The sequence below is a fragment of the Reinekea marina genome (genome assembly GCF_030409715.1).
In the GTDB taxonomy this organism is placed as follows: domain Bacteria; phylum Pseudomonadota; class Gammaproteobacteria; order Pseudomonadales; family Natronospirillaceae; genus Reinekea; species Reinekea marina.
This window is the reverse complement of the sequence record NZ_JAUFQI010000001.1, coordinates 1,832,870-1,848,702: the sequence shown is the minus strand read 5'-3', so window position 1 is coordinate 1,848,702 and position 15,833 is coordinate 1,832,870. Positions and strand designations below refer to the sequence as shown.

Annotated in this window: 19 protein-coding genes; 6 read left to right on the top strand and 13 right to left on the bottom strand. The window is 45.0% G+C overall.

All coding sequences use genetic code 11. The features are described from left to right. Positions 1–54 precede the first annotated feature (54 nt). The 4 genes from QWZ13_RS09815 to tcdA are packed head-to-tail and all read right to left on the bottom strand — an operon-like array spanning position 55 to position 4,124. Positions 55–894 carry a pseudouridine synthase gene (locus QWZ13_RS09815; protein WP_290281618.1) on the bottom strand — a complete coding sequence of 280 codons (840 nt, stop codon included), beginning with the start codon at positions 892–894 and terminating at the stop codon, positions 55–57. Positions 895–907: 13 nt separating this feature from the next. Then, positions 908–2,851, bottom strand: coding sequence for a TIGR03545 family protein (locus QWZ13_RS09810; RefSeq protein WP_290281617.1), 1,944 nt, complete (start codon positions 2,849–2,851; stop codon positions 908–910). 9 nt (positions 2,852–2,860) lie between these two features. Continuing rightward, entirely contained in the window at positions 2,861–3,364 is a 504-nt protein-coding gene (locus QWZ13_RS09805) for a DUF2062 domain-containing protein (protein WP_290281616.1), read from the bottom strand. 1 nt (position 3,365) lies between these two features. After that, positions 3,366–4,124: a tRNA cyclic N6-threonylcarbamoyladenosine(37) synthase TcdA gene (tcdA, locus tag QWZ13_RS09800; protein ID WP_290283328.1), complete on the bottom strand. Its 759-nt coding sequence runs from the start codon at positions 4,122–4,124 to the stop codon at positions 3,366–3,368. Positions 4,125–4,232: 108 nt separating this feature from the next. Here tcdA and QWZ13_RS09795 point away from each other — a divergent pair, with 108 nt between their 5' ends. Then, on the top strand, positions 4,233–5,357 hold the full coding sequence (locus QWZ13_RS09795) for a MalY/PatB family protein (protein ID WP_290281615.1): 1,125 nt from the start codon (positions 4,233–4,235) through the stop codon (positions 5,355–5,357). 2 nt (positions 5,358–5,359) lie between these two features. Here QWZ13_RS09795 and QWZ13_RS09790 read toward each other — a convergent pair whose 3' ends face one another. Continuing rightward, on the bottom strand, positions 5,360–5,686 hold the full coding sequence (locus tag QWZ13_RS09790) for a DUF3024 domain-containing protein (RefSeq protein WP_290281614.1): 327 nt from the start codon (positions 5,684–5,686) through the stop codon (positions 5,360–5,362). Between the two features lie 14 nt (positions 5,687–5,700). On the opposite strand from QWZ13_RS09790, the gene QWZ13_RS09785 reads away from it, so the two are divergent. The 3 genes from QWZ13_RS09785 to QWZ13_RS09775 are packed head-to-tail and all read left to right on the top strand — an operon-like array spanning position 5,701 to position 7,013. Next, positions 5,701–5,946 carry a DUF3820 family protein gene (locus tag QWZ13_RS09785; protein WP_215999290.1) on the top strand — a complete coding sequence of 82 codons (246 nt, stop codon included), beginning with the start codon at positions 5,701–5,703 and terminating at the stop codon, positions 5,944–5,946. Then, complete coding sequence (locus QWZ13_RS09780) at positions 5,943–6,635, top strand: M48 family metallopeptidase (protein WP_290281613.1); 693 nt, start codon at positions 5,943–5,945, stop codon at positions 6,633–6,635. Before QWZ13_RS09785 ends, QWZ13_RS09780 begins: the two co-directional genes overlap by 4 nt. Positions 6,636–6,647: 12 nt before the next feature. After that, complete coding sequence (locus QWZ13_RS09775; RefSeq protein ID WP_215999288.1) at positions 6,648–7,013, top strand: hypothetical protein; 366 nt, start codon at positions 6,648–6,650, stop codon at positions 7,011–7,013. Here QWZ13_RS09775 and QWZ13_RS09770 read toward each other — a convergent pair. From QWZ13_RS09770 to QWZ13_RS09750, 5 genes are read right to left on the bottom strand one after another with little or no spacing between them, the layout of a single operon-like run. Next, positions 7,010–8,365, bottom strand: coding sequence for an ATP-binding protein (locus QWZ13_RS09770; protein WP_290281612.1), 1,356 nt, complete (start codon positions 8,363–8,365; stop codon positions 7,010–7,012). The genes QWZ13_RS09775 and QWZ13_RS09770 overlap by 4 nt on opposite strands. A gap of 5 nt (positions 8,366–8,370) precedes the next feature. Beyond that, a complete protein-coding gene (locus tag QWZ13_RS09765; RefSeq protein ID WP_290281611.1) occupies positions 8,371–9,051 on the bottom strand; it encodes a response regulator transcription factor in 681 nt (226 codons plus the stop codon). Then, the gene (locus QWZ13_RS09760) at positions 9,026–9,355 is read right to left on the bottom strand and encodes a PepSY domain-containing protein (protein WP_215999285.1); all 330 of its coding nucleotides are present in this window, start codon (positions 9,353–9,355) and stop codon (positions 9,026–9,028) included. Before QWZ13_RS09760 ends, QWZ13_RS09765 begins: the two co-directional genes overlap by 26 nt. A 21-nt stretch (positions 9,356–9,376) precedes the next feature. Beyond that, positions 9,377–10,063, bottom strand: a complete 687-nt coding sequence (locus QWZ13_RS09755; protein WP_290281610.1) for a glycine zipper 2TM domain-containing protein — start codon at positions 10,061–10,063, stop codon at positions 9,377–9,379. A gap of 30 nt (positions 10,064–10,093) precedes the next feature. After that, the gene (locus QWZ13_RS09750; protein ID WP_290281609.1) at positions 10,094–11,968 is read right to left on the bottom strand and encodes an AMP-binding protein; all 1,875 of its coding nucleotides are present in this window, start codon (positions 11,966–11,968) and stop codon (positions 10,094–10,096) included. Positions 11,969–12,525: 557 nt separating this feature from the next. Here QWZ13_RS09750 and QWZ13_RS09745 point away from each other — a divergent pair. Beyond that, a complete protein-coding gene (locus QWZ13_RS09745) occupies positions 12,526–12,648 on the top strand; it encodes a hypothetical protein (protein WP_290281608.1) in 123 nt (40 codons plus the stop codon). A gap of 44 nt (positions 12,649–12,692) precedes the next feature. Here QWZ13_RS09745 and lysS read toward each other — a convergent pair whose 3' ends face one another. After that, complete coding sequence (lysS, locus tag QWZ13_RS09740) at positions 12,693–14,207, bottom strand: lysine--tRNA ligase (protein WP_215999282.1); 1,515 nt, start codon at positions 14,205–14,207, stop codon at positions 12,693–12,695. Between lysS and QWZ13_RS09735 the strand changes: the two genes are divergently transcribed. Further along, positions 14,185–14,361, top strand: a complete 177-nt coding sequence (locus tag QWZ13_RS09735; protein ID WP_290281607.1) for a hypothetical protein — start codon at positions 14,185–14,187, stop codon at positions 14,359–14,361. The two genes, lysS and QWZ13_RS09735, sit on opposite strands and share 23 nt — an antisense overlap. Before the next feature lie 35 nt (positions 14,362–14,396). Here the strand turns inward: QWZ13_RS09735 and QWZ13_RS09730 are convergent, their stop codons facing one another. Further along, positions 14,397–14,666: a hypothetical protein gene (locus tag QWZ13_RS09730; protein WP_290281606.1), complete on the bottom strand. Its 270-nt coding sequence runs from the start codon at positions 14,664–14,666 to the stop codon at positions 14,397–14,399. A gap of 48 nt (positions 14,667–14,714) precedes the next feature. Then, a protein-coding gene (prfB, locus tag QWZ13_RS09725; RefSeq protein WP_215999281.1) for a peptide chain release factor 2 occupies positions 14,715–15,810 on the bottom strand; the annotation gives its coding sequence in 2 pieces (ribosomal slippage) (positions 14,715–15,737 and positions 15,739–15,810; 1,095 coding nt in all). Between the last annotated feature and the right edge of the window lie 23 nt (positions 15,811–15,833).

The following is a 15,833-nucleotide window of genomic DNA, read 5'->3' as shown; positions in this document are numbered from 1 at the left end:
AGTAAGTATACATGGCCTAGTTTGCCTTTGGCAGTGGCAAATTTGGCAATTAACTTATGCATTTGCGCCAATAGTTGAATAAGATTTCAAAACTTTGGTCACGGGGCAAAGAAACGTCAACTCCACTAACTTTAGCCTGACTGGATCGGGTCGGACGGTATCGTCTATTTCACGGCTCGGATCAATATCACCAATGATCGGGTGCCCTATGGCTCTGAAATGTGTTCTAACTTGGTTTAGTCGACCTGTTTGGGGCCATACATCGACAACCGATCTATTTGGACGTTCGTCGTATTTCACTTTTTCAATGTTGGTGATGGCCTTCTCGCCTTCGATGTCAACTTCAATACTGTCTAACTGACCGATATCACCTTCCACATCCACTCGGTAATGCACGGCCGAGTCTTCAATATAATCAACACCAATAGATTCACTGATCGCTGCAGCGGCTTTTCGCGTATGAGGCACGAGCACTAATCCTGAAGCGCTGTAATCTAAGCTTGAAAGCAGCACAGTATCGCGTGGTTCGTCGAAAGCAAATGAAAGGTTACGCAAAAAAGAGTTGTAATCGCCCCAATCGTCGCCCTGAAATGGCATGCCGAATGGTTTTTGCCATACACTGTATTGGCCGTAATCCTCGATCAACTCTGGCCGAATAGGTTTGGCAGACATCAGCGCTTCATCGTAAAAAATTTCAATTTGTTCACCCACAAAGATGTCAGTCATGGCGCGTCGCACGCGGTTACGCTCGCCATTGTTATCAACACGCCAAATACCGCCTTTACTCATGACATCTTTTAAGCGCGACTTTGACAAATTGACATTACTTAACAGGAAGTCGATTAAAATCTGGGGATCACCCGCTTCTACTTCTAATACGGCATCAATCTTCATTTTGGTTAAACCCTTAAAATTTTAATTTGCCTTTGAGCTTTTCTAACTCTTCTTTGGCTTTTTCTTCTGCTGCTTTTTTTGCCGCGGCTTCGGCGGCTTTGCGCTCAGCTTCTAAACGCGCTTTTTCGGCGGCAATTTTTTCTTGCGCGGCTTTTAACTCGGCAGCGACAGCGGCACTGGCTTGCTCTTCTAACCGCTTCATCTCAGCAGTTAGTTTATCTTCAAGCTCTTTTAACTGAGCAACAACTTTTTGTTCAAACTCATCAGCCTTCTGTTTAGCCTGCTGTTGTAAATCGACCACAGAACCTAGCTTTTCATCTACAGGTGCGCGAAGCTTGGCCACTTCGGCTTCTAATTGAGCTCGCACACTGTCGAGCCATTTTTCATATTCAGCTTTTGCAATAGCACTGAATGCCTCGCCGACTTGGTTATCGAGCGTAGAACTGACGGCAATACTGGGTTTTAAGGCTTTGCCAGTTACATCGATAAATACTTTAAATTCTGTCACTTGAGCTAAAGCCTTTTTTATAAACTCGTCGGCTTTGCTGGCCCCTGAATAGTCAAACGTATTTTCATCAAAACTTAATGTGATTTGGCCATTTAACTCACCATCGGTCACCACAATATTGCCATCTAAATTCGCAGGGGCAGGCGACCAAGTTAAATCGGCACCCGATACAGATGCGGTTTGTTTTGAAAATGCAATACCGCGACCTATCATGTTGATGGTATCAACCGCGGTAGGCTCGCGGCGGTCAATCGTAATACCGACTTGCATGGCTGTGTTATCACCTTCTCCACGCTTTATTGAAAACTCAGCAGGTTTACCGGTAATAGTTTGCTCTCCCGTCACGCTAGTCATTTCAACTTGCCAAGGCCAACCATCGGCGTCGAAACTGATGCCGCCACGATCAATTAAAAAGTTAGGCGTTGGATCTGGATGTTCGAAGCGAATATAGGTCCCATCTAGCCGAGCTTTGCTAGGGTCTTCTGCTTCTTTTTCTCCGCGCAGTTTCGATAATCGCTTTAGCCAAGGCTGCGCTGTTTCGTAATACCCCTGATACTGTTCAAACTTATTAACCAACTCTTCCCCTAGTAATATTTTAGAAACTTCAATAGCCGTTTCAGCATTTATAGGGTTTTTAGATAACAAGGTTTGCCAATCTTTAGCGGGTGCATCTTTAATGTTACTCACAGCCTCTTTAGCTTGTTTAACCGAAAGATCGATCGATAACTTTAACTTTTCTATGGCCAACTTATCGGTTGCAACCTGCTTTGTTAAACCTTGTATGCCTGTTTGCATTTGCTTAACAGACTCCAAAGAATCTATTTTTTGAGCTTTCAACGCAGAAATTTTACGCTGATATTCGGCTAAATCGTCTTCGCCTGGTAACTTAGCGGCCGATGCTTCTACAGTAGATTTAGCATTGTTTATAACAAGTTGGGCATTGGCAATGGCGGCCTTTGTTTCAGCTGTAGAATCCGCTACAACTTCGCTCGGCGAGGGAAATGCACTCCCTAGTGATTCTTTTCGATCTTCCACTAAAGCTTCGCTTGCTTCACTAAATGCCGAAGATTCCTCTGCCGGTTTTTCTACTAACTTACCAGGTTGGCTTCTTTCTACATTGGTAGCTAGGCCGACTACATGCATATCATTTATGCGTACTCGCCCTAGAAATAGCTGGGCTAAATTAATGTCTAAAACTGCCTGCTCAATAACCAACCGATTATGGCTTGGCTTGGCTTTATCGGTAACTTGAATCTTCTCAATTCTAAAACCGATGGGTGATAAGGTTAGGTCAACGTCATCGACATTCACTTCGGCACCGTTGATGTTGGTTGCCGACAATTCGATGCCCTTTTTAGCCCAGACATCGATAAACAAAAATCCAACGACCAATAGCAACGCTGAAAAAACGACAAAACCAATTAAGCCACTTATTCGAAATAATTTCATTTTACCCTCTTACCCTGCGCGACTATAAAGTTCGTACAATTTACTGCCTTTGAGTACCTGGACTACCTTCAACTTGTTCACCCAAGGCATCATGGATGCTCGATATTTGACCACACTTAGGCGAAACAGTACCGCTACCGGGAAAAACGCAGCTAAAGAAACCGCTAGGCTACCGAGCGTAATGGTGTGATTAAAGTGAGCCACTTGCCACCACTGTGATTGATACAGTTGAGTCCACATTGGCGTTAAATTGGGTGCGGTTAACCAAGCGCTCCCTAATTGGTGGAACCAAGGGTCGAGTAAATAGGCTAAGCCAGAAAATACGGCCCAAAACACAAAAAAGGTAGATATATGAACGCGTAAAATAAAAGCCAAGAGTAATACAATAATATTATGAACAGACCAAAGTGGCGTTAAGCCAATAACCAAACCTAATGCGACAGCAAATGAAAGCTGCCAAGGGCCAACATCTGAATTCAGTGCTTTAAAAACCTTTAAAATGGGGTCAATCACATTAAGCCTCCTTGTTACGTTGTTGCTTTGCTATATATTTATCAATCACACGTGCGGCGGCTGTCATGCCGAATGTGGCTGTTACCATCATAGATGCGCCAAATCCGGTAGCGCAATCTAACCGAGTGCTGTTACCTGCACCTGGCTTTGCAGCACACACAGTGCCATTAGCCTGAGGATAAACGAGTGCTTCGGTAGAATACACACAATCGACCCCGAATTTACCTTTGTCTGCTTTTGGAAAGCCGTAATTTCTTCTCAAATAGTTACGCGTTTTGGCCGCTAATGGGTCTTGATAGGTGCGGCTTAAATCATCGACCTGAATGCGGGTCGGGTCTGTTTGCCCACCGGCTCCGCCGGTCATGACTAAATTAATTTTTTGACGCCGACAATGCGCAATTAATGCCGCTTTTGGCTTTAAACTGTCGATGGCATCAATGACGCCATTTACATCACTTGTAATCAAATCGGAAATATTCTCTGGCGTAATAAAGCTGTGTATAGCATCGACTTGGCACTCAGGGTTAATTAACCGAATACGGTCGGCCATAGCATCGACTTTCATTTTGCCGACATTACCAGAAAGCGCGTGAATTTGGCGATTCGTATTGCTCACACAGATATCATCGAGATCGATCAAAACAATATGCCCTACAGCCGTACGAGCAAGCGCTTCTGCAGCCCAACTGCCAACACCACCAATACCGACTACCACAAATTTACCTTGGGTAAGCCATAAGGTCGGCTCTATGCCAAACAAACGTTGCGTTCCACCGAAACGTTCTGTCACACTGTCCATTTTTATAATCCGCACAATTTAAAAACGACATATTATAACAGCCTAAGCCGCTGAATAGAGAGGTGATTCATGTTTTCTAAGGTAAATCGCGAAAATACTCACGCGATAAAATGGGAAAAGTACAAACATCAAAGCTTATTCCCCATGTGGGTGGCCGACATGGACCTTGCTTCCCCAGAGCCGATACAAAATGCCTTAGTAGAACGGATGAATCACCCAGTTTATGGTTATGCTCATCCTTGGGCTTCGCTCAATGAATCGGTAGTGAACTGGTGTGCAAAGCAATACAACTGGAGCATAGACCCAGAGTGGATCGTTTGGATGCCTGGCGTAGTGCCAAGCTTTAATTTAGCCTGCGAGGTATATGGCAAAAAAGGACGCGTCATTGTACAAACACCAAATTATCCACCAATGTTGCAAGCCGCTAAGCTACAGGGCTGCGAATCGGTAGAACTCCCAGTTACTTGGCAAAACGCTCAATGGCAATGGGATTGGCAAACACTCGAAACAGAACTCAGCCACCCTGATTGTCATTTGTTTTTGTTGTGCAACCCAATGAACCCCCATGGCGCTGTATTAAGCGCTGAAGACATTCATAAATTGGCGCAATTGTGTCAGCAATACGAGGTAGTTTTGTGTAGCGATGAGATTCATTGCGATCTAATTCTAGATGGCACACTTCATGTACCGGTCAGTTCTATAAAGGCCATAAAAGACCAAAGCGTTACACTGATGGCGGCCAGCAAAACATTTAATGTTGCTGGGTTTGGTTGCTCATTTGCTATTATTCCGAATGCCAGTATGCGCCGCGCATGGCAAGCACGAGCTAACGGAATCATGCCTGATCCTAATTTTGCCGGCATGCTAGCGGCCGAAGTGGCTTTTACTGAGTGCCACGATTGGCATAAAGCCCTATTAACGCATTTAAAAAACAATCAGAAACGAGTCGCAGACGTTATCAATAACCTTGAGGGGCTGTCATTTAAGCCTCAAGCAGCAACCTTTTTAGCTTGGATTGAAAGTACAGATCTAAAAACACCGTTAGCGCCTCATTTTATTAAAGCCGGTGTAATGCCGAGCGAAGGCGTGTTTTTTGGCAACCCATTAAATGTGCGGTTAAATTTTGGAACCGATGTGGAATCACTAGACCACGGCTTAGCCATGATTAGTTCGTATTGGCAGCAAAAAGCTTAACGTTAAAACACCCCAAGCGCGTCTACCCGTATCTGCTCAAGCTTTTCTTCAATATGAGCACTGGGTAGATCGCCTGGCATTAACTGCCACTGGCCGCTAGTGCCTCGAAACAATAACTGCCAGCCCTGATCGGTGTAATCTAATAGTGCATAAGGCAGGTTTAATGGCTTGGCATTTTTAGGGTGTGGCACCTGTTCTTGAATAAGCACACGCGCACCTTTAAAAGTGGCAATGAATACCTTACCCTTTGGCGCTTGATCCACAAATTTAGCGAGTGATTGCTCTGCCTGCTTTTTTAGAAGCGGCGGTATTTCATTACCTTTAGACATAAGACTACGATTTCATGAACCTCGAACCTAACGATTTAATTGAACTGGCCCACACCTCAATGCCCTTTGGCAAATATCAAGGGCGCAAGTTAATCAAACTGCCTGAAGAGTACTTGCTGTGGTTCCAAACCAAGGGTTTCCCTAATGGTCGATTAGGCGAACTGCTTGCCTTAGCTTTATTGTTAAGAAGCGAAGGGCTTGAACACCTACTCGACCCGATCACCAAACAGACTATGCCACCCAGCTCGCTTATTCAATGACCGCTTTAAACTGGCAACAGCACCCAATTAAACTGGTTCGCTCTAAACGCAAAACCATTGGCTTGTACGTTAAAGAGCAGAGTATTGAGCTAAGAGCGCCCAAGCATGTATCTATTAACGAATTAACGGATTTTGTTCATTCCAAACAGGCTTGGCTGACAAAAACTCTCAACGAACAGGCCCAACTTAAGCTTGAGCAGCCAGATTTCAGTCAACTGAACTATTTACCCTTTATGGGTGTTCAAAAACCCCTGCATATCATTCAAAGTACGAAAACGGGCTGGCGTGACACCCCCGAAGCGATTCAGATTTTCAACCAGAACTCAGATAAAGCTTCAACCCACGCCATTTTAGCCGATTTTTATCTCACCAAGGCTAAGTCTGTTTTACACAATAAAACCATCGATCTTGTCACCCAGCAAGGTTGGCAACATAAGCTCACTGACATTCGATTTCGGCGAACCAAAACCAAATGGGGGCATTGCACAGCACAAGGCCGTATCCAATATAACTGGTTAATTCTCATGGCACCTGAGTCAGTAATCGATTATCTTATTGCTCATGAGGTGAGTCATTTAAAGCATTTAAACCACTCGGCTTTATTTTGGCAGCAAGTAGAAGCCATTCACCCAACTTATAAAAAAGATAAACAATGGCTCTCGGATAATGGCCATACTTTAATACTGTAAGCGAGATATTTTTTGAAAGAACGGCGGTACCATCAAGACAAACTGGTTTTAACCATCCGAGTATTGGCTTCTTTAGCGTGGCTCAGCTTAATTGCATGGCAAGTCATCATTTGGCTGGCCGCTCCGGAACAAAGCACCATTATTGCCCGCTATCATGAATTAGAATTGCGTGAATACTGGCTAGAAAAATGGGTAAATAGGTTACCTTGGGCTTTGGGCGTTTGTACGTTATTTACATTAGCGGCGTTGTTTTGCTCACCTTTCCGATCTCGTCGTAAAAGCGACCCTAAACGCATTCACTTGTTATTTTTATTGGCTATCACACTCTTTGGTTTTTGGTTTTACTGGGCAAAAATCGCCACTAATTTAGCGGTTTAATGATGCGCCTTTGGCAACTGCACTGAAAACCGAGCGCCACCAAACGGGCTAGTGGTTATTTCAATGGCTGCGTTGTAGCTTTGCAGAATGTCCAGAGTCATGGCTAAACCTATGCCTTGCCCAGGCTGTAAGGTATCTAAACGTTTTCCCCGTTGCATGATATGGGCTGTGGCTTCAGGCGCGACGCCTTTACCATCGTCATCGATATGCACCCATACTTGCTCTGATTTTTCATCGTCGTCAATGTCGACACTTATAACCGAACGGCCATATTTAAAGGCATTTTCAATCAAGTTCCCCAAAATTTCTAAGACATCATTATTGTCCATTGACAAGAGCAATGGTCGATCCGTTTGCGGTAAATCGAGCACTTTATCTTCTTCTAAAAAGGCTTTATCAAGTGCACGGCCTAAGCGTTCTAATGCGGCCATTAAATCGCACGTTTGCCCCAACACTGGGCCTTGCCGCGCGTCGGTCACAGAGCGTTGTAATTGGTAACGCACTATTTGACTCATTCGATCTACTTGCTCGTTCAAGGTTGTTTGATCATCGCATTGCACTGTTTTCATCACGGCCAAGGGTGTTTTTAAACTGTGCGCTAAATCGCCCATGGCTTTGCGATACCGTTCACGCTGGCCTTGCTCGGCGCTCAGCAACTGATTCAAGCTATCGGTTAGCGGGGTCAATTCACTTGGGTACCGCCCGGTTAATTCATCCGCATCGCCTTGTCTTATTTTGGTTAGCTGCGCAGCCAACAAATGCAGCGGCGCTAAGCCCCATTTTGTTATTAGTGACAGCACCAAAAGTAAAGCAACAGAAGCAGCCACTAATCCACCCCATAATTGTTGGCGGTATGTTGCGATTGATTCGTTTAAAGGCGTGGCATCTTCTAATACCCAAAACTCAAAATAACGATCTTGATTATTAGAATCTTCCCAAACAAAGCCGTTGCGCTGATAAACAAACCCACGGTGTTGCCCAAACTGCTCATCACCAGGATTAAGGTTGGGTTGGCTACGCACCCAATCGCCCTCGGTAAACCATTCGCTAGAAAGGCTTTCCCATACTGATTGGCGCTGAGCATTTAATACCAAACCGATTAACCCTGATTCTGGGCTGTTAAAACGCTCTTCGCGGAGCATTCTTGGTAATCTGAGTGTTTGATCTTCTAATTCAGCCAAAGACAACAGGCTAAACGTTCTAATAAACAAACGCTCGGCTTGTGCTGCAGTTTGGCTCTGCACAAAAGCACGATCGAGCGCAAAGCCGGTTATACCTAGAAAAAAGAGGATAAAAAACGCCGCCGAGCCGATCAGGCGCTTTGTTAACGATAACGGTTGTTTTGCAGACATAGGCGCTAAGCGTTTTCGCCTTGATTAAAACGATAACCTTGCCCACGCTGAGTAACAATGGGATTACGATCACCTTTAGGATCGAGCTTTTTACGCAACCTTCTTACAAACACTTCAATGACATTGCTGTCTCGATCATAATCTTGTTCATATAAATGTGCAGTTAGCTCAGTTTTAGACACCACCTTGTCTTTGTGGGTCATCAAGTACTCAAGTGTATTGTATTCATAGCTCGTTAACTCTACTTGCTGCCCAGCTACCGACACGGCTTTTGCAGAAGTATCTAACTGATAATCACCTAATTGTAATGTCGCGCTCGACATACCGACGCTGCGGCGAACTAGAGCTTTTACTCGGGCCAATAACTCATCAAAAACAAAGGGCTTAGCCAGGTAATCATCGGCTCCAGACTCTAAGCCTTCTACTTTATCTTTCCAGTGCCCTCGCGCGGTGAGCACAATTACTGGGTAATTTTTATCATTTTCACGAAGTTTTTTAATCAGCTCTAAACCATCTAAACTGGGCAAACCAATGTCTATGATCGCTGCGTCGTAATCAGTTTCTAAACCAAAGAACAACCCTTCTTTGCCATCGCCGCTGGCATCTACGGCAAAGCCTTCCTTTTTAAATCCTGCGTGCAAATGCTCGCGTAAGCCTGTTTCATCCTCGACGATTAAGAGCCTCATACACGGCCTCCCTTTCTGCTTTATTTATAGGTAACCCTGTTTGGGGATGAATATCTACTTCCTTGATACGCCCACCGGAATCTAACACCCGCAACTGGTAATACCAGCTTGGGTTAGACCCTGTTTTTTTAGTCACTTTAGCCACACGCCCCTGATAAATACATTCAACCGCAGCCACCACTTGGTTTTCTGAGGTGAGCGGAATGGGTTCGTGGGTACAGGGGTGTGTATCGGGCCAGTCGTCGCTAGCCGCGACCCAAGACACCCACATCGATAAAAACACCCCTAGAATCATTTTTTTCATTGCAGCCCCTAAATACGAAAACTAACGCGCAGTAGGCTGCACCTCCACTTTCAATTGAACGTATCGGCCAGGATGCTGCTGCGTTTGCATGGTAAATTCACGACCATTATATCGGTAGCGAACGTCATAGCCTATTAGTTCACGATACTCTTGTCGATAGCGAGTATCGCAATCGCGTTCTACTCGGTAGTGAACCGTTGTTTCTCGACCTCGGCTGGCCTCACTGCCAATGACGCTGCCTATAACCCCACCGGCAATTGCACCAATTACGGCAGAGTCTCGGCTATGTCCAGCGGAATTACCCACGTGTGCGCCAATAGCGCCACCAATAATGGCCCCCGCGGCTGGGTTGCCACCTGTACTTCGTGATTCTCGATACACTTCTACATCGCGAATACGACACACTTCATCGTAACGATCGGAGCGATGACTGTCACCACGTGAGCGGTAGTACCAGTAGGTATCATATATTGGGGTTGCACTGATCACTCGCCCTTCTACATAAATAGTATGGCTGTTGTTATAGCGTAGCTTTTTAGCCTTTTTATAATCATCGTCATAGCGATCAGAATCGGCAAAAGTTGCAGCTGCTATTGCGCTCATCGCAATCGCTGCAAGGGTATGTTTGACACTCATGGCTGGTCTCCTTCGTAACATTGCAGAAAGATTAACCCTAGTAGCATGAACTCTAGCTGAATCAAATGTCACCAATTGAGTGCCAAACGGTGTTTATAAGGTTTACGCGCTTGCGTCAGTTAGCTGATGTTTGATTTCCTCAAGAATGGCAGGATCATCAATGGTAGAGGGCACTGAATAAGCTTCCTTATTGGCCACTTTTCTCAACGTTGCGCGCAGTATTTTCCCGGAACGCGTTTTGGGAAGCCGGTCAACAATATGGGCTTGTTTTAAACAAGCAATGGCGCCAATTTCGGCCCGAATTTGTGCAATGAGCTCATGCTCTAGCGTTTGAGCGCAGGTATAGACTCCGTCTTTTAACACCACCAGCGCTAATGGCACTTGCCCTTTGAGTTCATCTTGAACCCCTATCACAGCGCACTCAGCCACTGAAGGATGCTCACTTAAAACGGCTTCCATTTCACCAGTCGACAATCGATGCCCAGCCACATTTATCACATCATCTATGCGACCCATTACAAACAAATAGCCTTCTTCATCTAAATAACCCCCATCGCCCGAGGCATAGTAGCCTGGAAATTGGGTTAAATAAGAAGATTCAAAACGTGCGGAGTTTTTCCAGATTGTTTGCAAGCAACCTGGGGGTAATGGGCGCTTTAAGGCAATAAAACCTTGCTCCATGGCCTGGCATGGCTGCCCGACATGATTGAGTATCTCTACTTTATAGCCAGGCAAAGGCAAGCTTGAACTGCCAGGCTTTACCGGAAACGGCTCTATCCCTAATGGATTGCCAGCAATAGCCCAACCGGTTTCTGTTTGCCACCAATGATCAACCACAAGCTTGTTCGTATGTTGTTGAGTCCAGGCTAAGGTGGCCGGGTCTAACCGTTCGCCCGCCATAAAAATGGTATTTAGAGATGCTAAGTTAAATTTCGATACCAACTGGCCCTCTGGATCGGCTTTTTTAATAGCTCTAAAGGCGGTGGGTGCGGCAAACAGCAGCTTAACGTTATACTCTTCACACACACGCCAGAACGCGCCAGCATCGGGCGTGCCAACAGGTTTGCCTTCATACAAAACCGTAGTACACCCTTTAATTAACGGCGCGTACACAATATACGAATGACCTACCACCCAACCAACATCTGAAGCGGCCCAATAAACATCACCTACATGGCAGTTATACAAAGCGCTCATTGAATATGCCATTGCAACGGCATGCCCGCCGTTATCTCTCACTACGCCTTTAGGAGTACCGGTCGTACCCGATGTATAAAGTATATAAAGTGGATCCGTAGATTTTAGCCTGACAAAACTTGCCGGTGAGGCTTGCTGCAAGGCATCTTGCCAAAGATCAAATGCAGCGGTGAGTGGGATTTCTGGTCGCGACCAAATAAGTACCGCGCTTGGCTGATGCTGAGCAAGATCAAGTGCTTCTTGAATGAGTGGCTGATAATCGATTGTTTTATTCGGCTCAAGGCCTCCGGTGGCGGTTAACAATAACTTCGGCGTTGCGTCATCTAACCGCACCGCCAACTCTTTAGCCGCAAAACCACCAAATACGACTGAGTGTATAGCCCCTATGCGAGCACAAGCCAACATGGCAATCACCGCTTGTGGAATCATAGGCAGGTACACCAACACCCGATCGCCTTTTTGCACACCGTAGTTTGTTAGCATACCGGCACACTGTGCCACTTCATCTAATAGCTGCTGGTAACTGTATTGTTTCTTTGTTTTCGTTAAAGGTGAATCATAAATCAATGCCGTTTGTTGACCGCGTCCGGCTTCAACGTGAGCATCTAAAGCTAAATAGGCCGTATTCAGCTCACCATCGGCAAACCAACTGTCACTTCCATCGCTGTTTTGTTGATAACCAAGACTGGGCTTCTTAAACCAAGCAATTTGCTTGGCTTGTTCTAACCAAAACTGATCAGGGTTTGATGTCGCGGCCAAATGCACATTTTTATAACTCATGCGTTCGCTCCTAATTGTTGCTTTTATTGTTTCGGGCGTTTTAAACAATGATTTAAAAGCGAAACATCGGCTTAAGCTATACGCATTTAGTCTTTAAGACTAAGGTCGAAAGTGACTGTATTTTGATCAACTCAAGGGGGCTTAGAGGTTTTTTTCCGTGCCAAATCCTACGCAGAAGCGACAATTTTTATAATTATTTTTACGCCGATAAATTGTCACTTTAGGTCAATAGGTTTGCAAACCGCACGGCGCTTGACTTTGCAAACAGTGTCCACAATTTCTGTGGATAAGTCTGTTAGTAATCAATTAGAATTGTCATCTAGGGTGCATAATAGACGCAACGTTACAAACTGATCAATTTTTAACCAGCAAATAAAAACCCTATGAATTCAATAACTTAAAGGATTTTTATAGTGCTTTTTAACATGCCTTCAGAAAATCCTATCAAATCGACCTACTATTTGACTTAGAATTATCGCTGGGGATATTTCGCCTACAGTGTTTAATTTTTCTAGGCAATATTTTCTAATAACAATATTGTTACAGATTGTAATTTCTTGACCAAATTTGGAAAATTACTGCACAGTCTGAGTGCTTTTCAGCTTCTGAACGTTCAAAATTGTGCAAAAACAAAAACATCTGCTACGCCATACCTTCGCGGCATTTTTGAACATCCATAAAAAAGCCAAGCAATCGCTTGGCTAATATAAAACCTTTCGCCCAATTAATCGGCTTTTGGCTTCATGTGCGGGAACAAAATGACATCTTTAATCGAAGGTGAGTCGGTTAAGAACATAACTAAACGGTCAATACCGATACCTTCACCGGCCGTAGGCGGCATACCGTACTCTAATGCATTGATGTAGTCGGCATCATAGAACATGGCTTCGTCATCGCCCGACTCTTTTTCGGCCACTTGCGCTTGGAAACGCTCAGCTTGGTCGATTGGGTCGTTAAGCTCTGAGAAACCATTAGCGATTTCACGGCCACCTAAGAAAAACTCGAATCGATCGGTGATTTCAGGGTTTTCATCGTTACGACGCGCCAATGGAGAGATTTCGGCTGGGTAATCAGTAATGAACACAGGGTCAAACAACTTCTCTTCTACTGTTTCTTCAAAGATTTCAGTTTGAACCTTACCTAAGCCCCAAGAATCTTTAACATGAATGCCTAGCTTTTGAGCGGTCGCTGTTGCAGCTTCTAGGGTATTAATGTTGTCTGCGGTTAAATCGCTGTTGTACTTCAATATTGAATCAAACATCGATAAACGCTCAAACGGCTTAGCAAAATCGTAATCGCGGCCTTGGTAATGTATTTCAGTAGTGCCCAGTACATTAGTGGCTACTTCACGTAACATTTCTTCGGTGGTGTCCATTAAGTCGTGGTAGTTAGCGTAAGCTTGGTACCACTCAAGCATAGTGAACTCTGGGTTATGACGCGTAGAAACACCTTCATTACGGTAAGAACGGTTAATTTCGAATACGCGCTCAAAGCCACCCACAACCAAACGCTTTAAGTAAAGCTCAGGTGCAATACGCAAATATAAGTCACGATCCATAGCATTGTGGTGAGTAATGAATGGACGTGCCGTTGCCCCGCCCGGAATCACCTGCAACATGGGCGTTTCAACTTCCATGAACGAACGTTCTGTTAGGTAGTTACGAATACCACTAATCACTTTAGAACGCACTTCAAACACGTTACGCGTTTCTTGGCTGACGATTAGATCAACATAGCGCTGACGGTACTTAGCTTCTTGATCGGCCAAGCCATGGAATTTATCAGGCAATGGGCGCAATGATTTAGTCAGAATGCGCACATCGTCAAGGCTTTCAACGTTAACGTACAACTCGCCTTTACCCGATTTACACAACTTACCTTTAACACCAACAACATCGCCTATGTCTAACAACTTCCAGTCGTCACTTTCTTTTTGCAGTGGCTTGCCTAAATAAAACTGAATGCTGCCAGTAACATCACGAATGCCTACAAATGGCCCACCGCGGCGCATAACACGGCCCGCAATTGCAATATTAAGCTCTTTGCTCTCAATTTCTTCTTTTTCCAACTCGCCATAAGCGGCTTGTAAGTCACCCGCTTTGTGCTCAACTCGGAAGTCATTAGGAAACGCAATACCCCGTTTTTCCTGCAATTCTGCCAACTTCTGTTTTCGTTCAGTAATAATATGATTATCTTCTGAAGCATTTGGCAAATTGTTGTCTACTGGGTTATCGCTCATAGTTCATTTCCACGTTATTGGTTGGTTTGTTTCTTTGGTTGTTCGGTTATTCGGTTGTTCTGTTCGAAAGGTGGTGGGTTGTTTTAAAAAGAACGCTGTAAACCCATCCATGGGCGCTCGAAGATCACATCCATGTGATCTCACGTCTTTTTAAAACAACCCACCACCCTTCTTAATTCAGTATTACTTTTAAAACTTACTTAACTGCTTTAATTTTTCTATAACACAGTCAATTGTGCCACATTCTGAAACGGATTGGGTGCTTGAGTTAGAAGGCATGAGACGACATGGATGTCGTCTTTGAGCGCCCACGGACGGGTTCACAGCGTCCTTCTTACTCAAGTAGCCAATTGCCACCGTATTAAAAACGGATTGGATGCTTGAGTTAGAAGGCATTTGACGACATGGACGTCGTCTTTGAGCGCCCACGGACGGGTTTACAGCGTCCTTCTTACTCAAGTAGCCAGTTCGTTAAACTCATCCACCGCGCTAAAAATGAATTTAGCTTTATAGCCCTTTTTTTAATGAGGCTTCGATAAAAGCGTCTAAGTTACCGTCTAATACACTCTGGGTATTGCGGTTCTCTACGCCGGTTCTTAAATCTTTAATGCGCGAATCATCTAGCACGTAAGAACGAATTTGGCTCCCCCAACCAATATCAGACTTATTGTCTTCTACTAGTTGAGCGGCTTCGTTACGAATGCTCATTTCATGCTCATACAGCTTGGCTTTAAGCTGCTTCATCGCTTGGTCTTTGTTCTTGTGCTGAGATCGATCATTTTGACACTGAGTAACAATACCCGTTGGGTTATGGGTAATACGCACCGCCGACTCTGTTCGGTTAACGTGCTGACCACCTGCCCCTGAGGCACGGTAAACATCGATGCGTAAATCGGCCGGGTTTATCTCAATTTCAACGTTATCGTCTATCTCAGGAGAAACGAACACTGAGCTGAATGAAGTATGGCGACGGTTACCTGAATCGAATGGAGACTTGCGCACCAAACGGTGAACCCCGGTTTCAGTACGTAACCAACCAAAGGCGTATTCGCCTTCAAAGCGAATCGTAGCCGATTTAATACCCGCTACATCACCGGCCGATGCTTCCATCAACTCGGTTTTAAAGCCCTTTTCTTCACCCCAACGCAAATACATACGCAGCAGCATTTCCGCCCAATCTTGCGCTTCTGTTCCGCCCGAGCCTGCCTGAATATCTAGGTAAGCGTTGTTTTCGTCCATTTCGCCACTGAACATACGGCGGAACTCAAGCACTTCAAGCTGCTGCTTTAAATCGGCTAATTCAGCTTCGACCTCAGCAACAGAATCGACATCTTCTTCTTCAACCGCCATTTCCAATAAATCGGAAGCATCGGCTAAGCCAGAATCTAGATTATCAATGGTCTGCACAACATGCTCTAATGAAGATCGCTCTTGCCCCAGTGCTTGCGCACGTTCAGGCTTGTTCCACACTTCAGGTTGGGCGAGTTCGCGTTCTACTTCGTCTAGGCGCTCTTTCTTAATGGCGTAGTCAAAGGTACCCCCGAAGCACATCGGTACGTGCGTCTAGGTCTTTAATCAGCTCTCGAATTGGGTTTACTTCCACGTTAGCTCCCGCTACAGGCTAAA